The organism is Siphonobacter sp., assembly GCF_048595215.1.
Lineage (GTDB): Bacteria > Bacteroidota > Bacteroidia > Cytophagales > Spirosomataceae > Siphonobacter.
Genome location: NZ_JBMDWJ010000129.1, coordinates 1 through 5,113, shown reverse-complemented (window position 1 = coordinate 5,113; position 5,113 = coordinate 1). Strand labels below are relative to the sequence as shown.

Below are 5,113 nucleotides of genomic sequence, written 5' to 3'. Positions count from 1 at the left end.
TTTTATCAGAAATCAGGTTGCCGATGAATTGAATTCCGATACACGTTCCTGCCAGATTGTAGATGCCCACTATTTCCGCGGTCGTCTGAATGCTCAGGAAGCCAGCCAACGGGGACACATGCTGTTTTATGATCGGGTTTTCGATGATCTGCTCATGGCCGAAGGTGTCACTACCCATTACCTGCCCATTCGTAATACGTTTAACAACCGCCACGAAAAAGGAATTGACGTATGGCTGGCTCTGGAAGCTTACGAAATGGCTCTGTATAAAAAATTTGACATTATTGTTCTCATTGCTTCAGATGGTGATTTTGTACCGTTGGTTCGTAAACTGAATACGATCGGTACGCGGGTGATGGTACTGAGCTGGGACTTTGAATATACGACGGAAGATGGCCAGAAAATGGTTACGCGTACGTCACAGGATCTGCTGGAGGAAGTGTCTTACTACGCTGACATGCAGAATATCATTGAAGATCGCGTACGTCGGAATGATCCACTTATTAATGGTCTCTTCGTCGTACCACCTTCGCCACCACAAACCACTCCCCGGGCTGAACGTCCGGCAGCCGATGCTGCGGTAGGTCCTAATCCTACCTTAGCCGAACACACGGGAGAGCTAATGACGAGTACGATTTATTCTCTTAAAAACGGCTACGGATTCATTAAGTATCCGCCCAATAACCTGTTCTTCCATTACACTAGTTTAGTGGATACGGATTTCAATGAATTACAGGAAGGGGACGAAGTGGAATTTGTATTGTCGCTAAATGATCGGGGCGATTATATTGCCAAGAATGTACGCTTGCTTTGGGATGAAGAAGGTGCAGAAGTAGCAGAAACGACCGAAAGCGTTACGGAGACCGAACAGGATTCTTTAAAACTCGAGTTTTAACGCATTCGTAGCTTTCATTATAAATGAGAAAAGCGGACCCTAGGGAGTCCGCTTTTCTCATTTATATACGAAGGATTAAATCATTTTACGAACCAGATCTTCCACGGTTACACCTTCCGCTTCCGCTTTAAAGTTTCGTACAATCCGGTGCCGTAAAATGGGCAAAGCTACAGCTTGTACATCTTCAATATCTGGCGAAAACTTTCCGTTAAACAAAGCATTACATTTAGCCGCCAGAATGAGATTCTGTGAAGCTCTGGGACCAGCTCCCCATTCCAGAAACTCATTGGCTTCCCGCGAGGCCAGTTCCGTTTGCGGACGCGTTTTGTGTACCAGTCGAACCGCATATTCCACGACATTATCAGCAATGGGAACGCGGCGTACTAAGTGCTGAAAGTACTGAATTTCTTCGCCCGTAACCTGTTGTTTTACTTCGTAACGGTTATCCGTAGTGGTCGCTTTCACAATGGCCAGCTCCGACTCAAATTTCGGATACGTCAGTTGAATCATGAACATAAACCGGTCGAGCTGGGCTTCCGGTAGCGGATATGTACCTTCCTGCTCGATGGGGTTCTGGGTTGCCAGCACGAAAAACGGACGGCTCAGGGAATACTTCTGTCCCGCGATGGTCACGGCATATTCCTGCATGGATTCCAGCAGAGCTGACTGCGTTTTAGGCGGCGTACGGTTAATTTCATCCGCCAGAATGATGTTGGAGAAAATGGGGCCTTTGATAAAGCGGAAATTCCGGTCGTTATCCAGCGTTTCTGAACCCGTAATGTCCGAAGGCATCAAGTCCGGCGTAAACTGAATCCGGTTAAAACTCAAATCCAAAGCACCGGCCATTGTCTGGATGAGCAGGGTTTTAGCTAGGCCCGGTACGCCGACCAGCAAACAGTGCCCCTGACAAAAAATAGCGGTCAACAGTAAACGTACGACTTCATCCTGCCCGATTACTACCTTAGTAATTTCAGCATGTAATTTTCGATACGCCTCATTGAGAGCCTTTACTCCTTCGACATCGGAAGAATACGTCATACGTAGTTAAATAGGGTTTAGACCAAATAGAATCACTAAAATAAGAAAGGGTTTGACACAAGCTGAATCGTTTTTTGATCATTTATCCAAAAACTTTCAGCGGTGTCAAACCCCTTCAATACTTCAAAAGCTCTTTTAATTACTAAAGGCAGCGATTACATCGTTACATTCTTCCTTCAAATCTTCGTCACGTACCTGAATAAACACCTCACCTTTCGTCTTCTTAAACCATTTTTCAACGGCATTGTTTCGTTTACGGCTCAGGGCAATTTTCTGGAGTTTCTGATAATCTTCCTCCAGATTGGCGTAATGCGGTGGGAATTTTGTTTTGTAATAAATGACCCGAACTCCTGTTTTTCCATCGTTAGTCCGGTAAGGCATTACGGTTGAATAGGTACCTACTTGCATTGAATCTAGAGTAAAGTACAGACTGGGGTCCATACTGGCATCCAGAGCCAAGCGTGGAGCCCGCGTTTCAGGATCCTGAATCCAGCCGCCTACGTCAGACGTAGCTTTATCCTCCGAATATTCCTTGGCTGCTTTTTCAAAATCCAGCTTGCCATCTACTAACTGGGTACGAATGGAATCCAGGAAACGCGTCGGCTCATTAATATCCAGACGGTTATAATCCGGGCGTAACAGAATGTGGCGGGCCGTATAAACTTCACCTTTAATATCTTCCAGTTTAATTAAGTGAATACCATACTCGGAATCAATGGGTTCGGACATTTCGCCGGGTTTCAAGCGATACACCGCTCCTTCGAATTCGGGTACCATCGTACCGCGTTTGACGTTCGCGTACAAACCTCCGTTTTGAGCACTTCCTACGTCTTCTGAATACGTGGTCGCCAGTTTGGCAAAATCTTCACCCGCCAACGCCCGCTTCTTGTAATCCAGCAGTCGCTCGCGTAGTACATCACGTTCTTCTTTCGTAACCTTCGCCAAACGAATGATGTGCCCTACCTGTACTTCCGAAGGGAAATAGGGTAAGCTGTCCTTAGGAATCGAGTTGAAAAACTTCCGTACTTCGCTGGGCGTAATTTTCACGTCACTCGTGATCTTACGCTGCATTTCCTGCACCAATAAGTTATTTCTTACGTCCGAACGAAGCTCAGCTTTCAACTGATCCAGACTTTTGCCGAACTGCTCCACGATGTTTTTCTCAGAGCCGTACATTTGAATCATTTGATCCATCCGACCTTCGAGTTCACCATCTACCTGCCGATCCTCCACCGTTACGGAGTCAATCTCAGCTTTTGCTAACATTACCTTGTTAATGATCAGACTATTCAGACACTGACAGCGAGTCGGAGCATTTTTAGGGTTCTCGGCCTGATACTGATGGTACATTTGATCCAGGTCCGATCGCAGAATATAGTGATTATCAACTTTACTAATCACGCCGTCAATGACTTTACCTTTAGACGCCTGAGCAAAGCCCAGCACCGGTAAAAACACGATCAGCAACCCAAGAATTTTCTTCATTTCCAGATTTTTAAAACAACCCAATCAACTATTTTAACTTTTTTAATTCATTTTCATTCACCTGTACGGGGAACTGTTTTTTCAGCGACTCCACCCAGTCTTTTTCCAGATAAACCTGATAATCGTTGATGACTTGACCCCGGGCTTCATTCAACGTTTTCGTACGGGCGTTGTCTACGGCCTGAATATCAATTTGTACCACTCGGCCGCTTTTTTCTACGGTTTGCTTGCCTACTTTCCAGCTTACTGCATCAACAAACTTGTTTTCACCTTTCTGGAAAAACCCTTCCTGATAGATTAGGTTATCGGCTTTCTGCGTATTAAACTGCCGCACTACATCAACGGGAGCATTGGTAAAGAGAGCAAATGACACCCGACGGTTTTTATCGCGGTTCGTCGTGGAAACGGGTTTGAACTTGCTTTCGTCTACTTCAACAATCCGCGTTGCCGAAATATTCCCGCGTTTCACCAATTCATTTACTACGCTGCGTAAACGTCCGGCTGAGCAGGAGTCCGCTTCGGAGGCATCGGCGTGACCGCTGATTTCTACCTGATAATCGTAGTTCTTCGTTAAGATGACAATTAAGTCAAAAAGTTGCTCGCGTTGTCCTTCCGTTAATTTGGTTTGTCCTTTAGGAAACGTCAGATCCGTTACTTTTCGGCTAAGAGCATACGGTTTTTTTGCCAGTGATTTCAAAGCCAGATCCAGAATGGGCCGTGAAGCCGCATCCAGTACGGTTGCTTTGACGCGGGGAGGCAACTGGTATTTATTACGATTCTGCTCGTAAAATTGCCGTTGGCCCGTCGTATCGGTCAGCGAGCGACCCTGCACTTTTTCATCAAGCATCTGGAACAGCAACATACCGTCGTGGTACTCCTGAATCAAATCCCTGAAATCTTCATTCTTTGCTTCCAGGTGCAGCTCTTCGTACTCCAGATTCTTTTCCTCGATGAAGGCATTCAGTAAGCTCTGCATGAGACTTTGTGGCGATGCCCCAGCCTGCGGACGCTGATTCTGCTGAACGTAGTTGTAAAAGTCGCTCACCCGATATACCTGGGAACCAATCCGGAAAAGTAGCTGCCCATTGAGATTCGCATCGGCGGGAGCCTGCCATTTGCCGTCTTTCAACAGCGGGTTCGCTTTTTCGAGAGCCGCCGCTACGGCCGTTTTATTCTCTTCGTATTTATTCTCCTGTTTCACCCGGCGAAGCACGGCCGATTTGCTCACGTTCGATCGATCATCCGACTGTACTTTCGTCCGCAGATACCCTCCCACTTCCGCGTAATCGAGCAGAGGAATACGTTTCACCAGCTTGAGAATATGCCAGCCGTACTGCGTCTGAAACGGAGCGGAATACGCATTTTCCTTTTTCAGAGCAAACGCTGCTTCTTCAAAGGGAGGGAGCATCTTTCCCGTTCCGAACGGCTGCATTACCCCGCCCGCACTTTTAGTACTGGCATCTTCCGAAAACTGCTTGACTACGGCTTCAAACGGCACGCCACGTTGCAGTTCACCGTAGGCTTCTTCAATTTTCGTTTTGGCCGTCATTTTTTCCGCGTCCGTTGCATTCGGATCAACGCGTACGAACAGATGGGCTACCTGTACATTTCCCTGACTAGTCCGTCGGTCATTGACCCGGATCAGGTGATACCCGAACTTGGTCCGTACGGGCATGGAAATGTCGCCTTTCTTGG

General features: G+C 46.8%; 4 protein-coding genes. 1 reads left to right on the top strand and 3 read right to left on the bottom strand.

The window, feature by feature from the left end:
- On the top strand, window positions 1–895 hold an 895-nt coding region (locus ACOJTG_RS07645; RefSeq protein ID WP_420153266.1), incomplete at its 5' end, for an NYN domain-containing protein.
- Window positions 896–970: 75 nt separating this feature from the next.
- Here the strand turns inward: ACOJTG_RS07645 and ACOJTG_RS07640 are convergent.
- From ACOJTG_RS07640 to ACOJTG_RS07630, 3 genes are all read right to left on the bottom strand, one after another.
- Window positions 971–1,933, bottom strand: a complete 963-nt coding sequence (locus tag ACOJTG_RS07640) for an AAA family ATPase (RefSeq protein WP_420153265.1) — start codon at window positions 1,931–1,933, stop codon at window positions 971–973.
- Window positions 1,934–2,068: 135 nt separating this feature from the next.
- Window positions 2,069–3,418 (bottom strand): foldase protein PrsA, encoded by a 1,350-nt coding sequence (locus tag ACOJTG_RS07635; protein WP_420153264.1) that lies wholly within the window; start codon window positions 3,416–3,418, stop codon window positions 2,069–2,071.
- 28 nt (window positions 3,419–3,446) lie between these two features.
- On the bottom strand, window positions 3,447–5,113 hold a 1,667-nt coding region (locus tag ACOJTG_RS07630; protein WP_420153263.1), incomplete at its 5' end, for a peptidylprolyl isomerase.